Origin of the sequence: Corynebacterium gottingense (assembly GCF_003693265.1) — a bacterium.
GTDB lineage: Bacteria > Actinomycetota > Actinomycetes > Mycobacteriales > Mycobacteriaceae > Corynebacterium > Corynebacterium gottingense.
In genome coordinates, this window is record NZ_RDRE01000076.1 from 1 (window position 1) to 2800 (window position 2800).

Below are 2800 nucleotides of genomic sequence, written 5' to 3' on the forward strand. Positions count from 1 at the left end.
CCGCGCGCCCTGTTCTCGCTGCTGGCGGAGTACCCGCTGTACGCGGTGACCGGCGCGGTCGCCCTGTTTGTCATCGTGATGTACTTTGTCACCTCCATGGACTCCGCCGCGCTGGTGGTGGACATGTTTGCCACCGGCGAGGAGAACAAGTCCCCGGTGTTCTACCGGGTCGGCTGGGTTATCGCCGTCGGCCTGGTGACCGGCGCGCTGCTGTTTATCAATGACTCCGGCATCCAAGCCCTCCAGGAGGTGGTGATCATCATCGCCTTCCCGTTCTTCATTACGTACTTCATCATGATGTGGTCGCTGGTCAAGGCGATGACGGACGACTCCGCCGCCGCCCGCCGCTACCGCTCCCGCCAGTGGGAGAAGACCGACACCGCGGAGAAGCTGGAGGAGGGCGAGAACAAGCCCGCGCCGGGCTACGACTCCGAAGGCAACCCCGTCGACCGGCCCGAGTTCGAGTACGACGCGGAGGAGGGGACCTGGCGCCTCGAAGAGTCGCTCATCCTCGGCGAGGACGTGCAGGTCTCCGGCGACGGCGAGCCGAAGACCGGGTCCAAGGTGAACTGGGTCGAGCAGGAAGACCCGAAGTAGGCGCGATCGGCGCCGAAGGCTGAGAAAACTGCGCAATGCGTAGTTTTCTCAGCCTTTTTCGTGTCGTGAGTGGAGAACTGGAGTTTGGGTTCCGCAGCGCATTCGAACATATGCTGAGGAAACTGCGCATTGCGTAGTTTCTGTGAGTCTGCCGAGCTGAGGGCAGCTTCTCGACGCCCGCATCTCCGGTTGTTATAGCACATAACAGCAGGTAAACGGCGTGTTCGGGTGGGGTGCTACCGTGTTGCATACAACCAAAACCTCGACCATCCCACCTCCCGAAAGGGGCCTGTGCCATGACGATCACGACCACCGATGCCACACCAAAGCCACCTACCGCAGACGAAAGTGTGGACGATACTGCGCAAGATTTCGAACATTCTCCGGGCGGCGACAAAGCGATCGCGGAGCTCGCTTCCCGCATCGAGGACACGTTTGGCAGGATCACCACCTGTAAAGCGCAACTGCTGCACCAGATTGGCATTTTTGATTCGCTGCGGCTGGCCCGTAGGTGCGGGGCAAGGACAACCGCGGGGTGGCTGGTGCGGCGGCTGGGGATCTCGCAGACCACAGCGCACGAGTACGTGCGCGTCGCTCGTGAGCTGACCACGTACCACCTGCTCGCGGAAGCATTCCAGGAAGGCGCAGTGAACTACTCCAAGGTGCGCCTGCTCCTCCCGTACCTGAAGAAGAACGACGAGTCGACGCTCGTGGAGATGGCACGGAAGTACGGCTACCACGAGCTGGAGGCGGAGCTTGCGCTGCTGGACAGGGACGAAGGCGAAGATGCCCCGACACGGTCCTCGTACGTGCGGATTGCGGAGCGCAAGAACGGACGCTTCGGGCTGTGGGCCGACCTCAGCCCGATGGAAGGCGCGCAGGTAGCGGCCGCGCTGAAGATCGGGGAACTGGCCTACCACGACGTTGACCTGCAGGATGCGGTCAACCGGGACGCGGTTGAGGAGGAGCTGGAGGACCTGCCCACCTCGTCCGGGATCGGGATGCCCACGGGCAAGGTGATGCTCGCTGCGTTCATGGGGATGGTGAATATCGTGCGCTCGCGCCCGAAGAACCCGCTACGTGCCCCGGGTGCGCACGTCAACATCGTGACCACGGTTGACGGCGGGGCCTATTTGCCGGTTGGGGGCGCGGCGGCGTCGGCAAGCGTGGCGCACGCGGTGGCGAACGCCATGGTGCGCGTGAACACGGTGGACAAGGACGGCCTGATTCTCAACACGTCGAGGGCGTCGCGGCTGGCCACGGACGGGCAGCTCAACGCGCTGATGACTATGTGGGGCGGGCGCTGCGCGATGCCTGGGTGCGACCATACGAGGTTCATTCAGGTCCACCACGTTCACGACTGGGCGGACGGAGGCGCTACGGACCTGCACAATCTGCTGCCGCTGTGCTCGTCGTGCCATGCGATGGTCTCGGAGGGGTGGATTCGCATCCTGGAGGACGGCCCCGACTTGCACTTCGTGTTTCGGGACGGGAGCAGGTTCGTGGCGGAAAGCTATCAGGCACCGCTGCGCAGCGACGCGTCCTTGACGCTGCGCGAGTTCAACGAGGGGAGCGCTTAGCGTGCTAGGCGCATCCTGCGGTGGGGGATGCCGGTGTCGAGGAACTCGTCGCCCTCCGCGACGAGTCCGTAGCGGGAATAGTAGCCAACCAGGCCGGCTTGGGCCTCGATGATCAGGTCGCCCGGCCAGCGGGTGGTGTACTCAATCCCGGTGCGCACGATCTCGGGGCCGAGGCCGGTGCCGCGGTGCGCCGGGGCGACGACGAACCTGCCGAAGCGCGAGCCGGTCTCGGTGGGGAACACCCGGGCGCAGCCGGCGAGCTCGCCGGCTGCAGTCAGCGCGAGGAGGTGCGTGGTCGACGGGTCCGCGTCCTGCGCGTCGATCTCGTTGTACGGGCAATTCTGCTCGGCGACGAACACGTCGACGCGGAGCTTGTACAGCGCGTGGACCTCGCGCGGGGTCATCTCATCCAGCGATTTCAGCACGATCACGGTGCGGTGCAATCCTTCCTGCCTTGCCGTAGGAAACGTGGCGGTGTGCCCACTCGAACGGACCTTGTTTACCGGCTGCCTCGAGCACCGTGGCGAGCACGACGGTGGCCAGCCACACGCAAGCACTCAGGCCGAGCTTACCGCTGATAGTCCAATCCTGGCCGATGCCCAGGCTAAACGGGTACACTAACA

The 2800-nt window shown here is 64.4% G+C and carries 4 protein-coding genes; 2 read left to right on the forward strand and 2 right to left on the reverse strand.

Features of this window, described 5'->3' with window-relative positions; genetic code table 11:
- Positions 1-597, forward strand: a 597-nt coding sequence (locus tag EAW56_RS11565; protein ID WP_208636517.1) for a BCCT family transporter, incomplete at its 5' end; no start/stop codon positions are given.
- Positions 598-893: 296 nt separating this feature from the next.
- Complete coding sequence (locus EAW56_RS11570; RefSeq protein ID WP_122086696.1) at positions 894-2177, forward strand: HNH endonuclease signature motif containing protein; 1284 nt, start codon at positions 894-896, stop codon at positions 2175-2177.
- Here EAW56_RS11570 and EAW56_RS11575 read toward each other — a convergent pair.
- The gene (locus EAW56_RS11575) at positions 2174-2608 is read right to left on the reverse strand and encodes a GNAT family N-acetyltransferase (protein ID WP_095536367.1); all 435 of its coding nucleotides are present in this window, start codon (positions 2606-2608) and stop codon (positions 2174-2176) included. The two genes, EAW56_RS11570 and EAW56_RS11575, sit on opposite strands and share 4 nt — an antisense overlap.
- On the reverse strand, positions 2583-2800 hold a 218-nt coding region (locus tag EAW56_RS11580; RefSeq protein ID WP_122086699.1), incomplete at its 5' end, for a DUF418 domain-containing protein. The genes EAW56_RS11575 and EAW56_RS11580, both read right to left, overlap by 26 nt.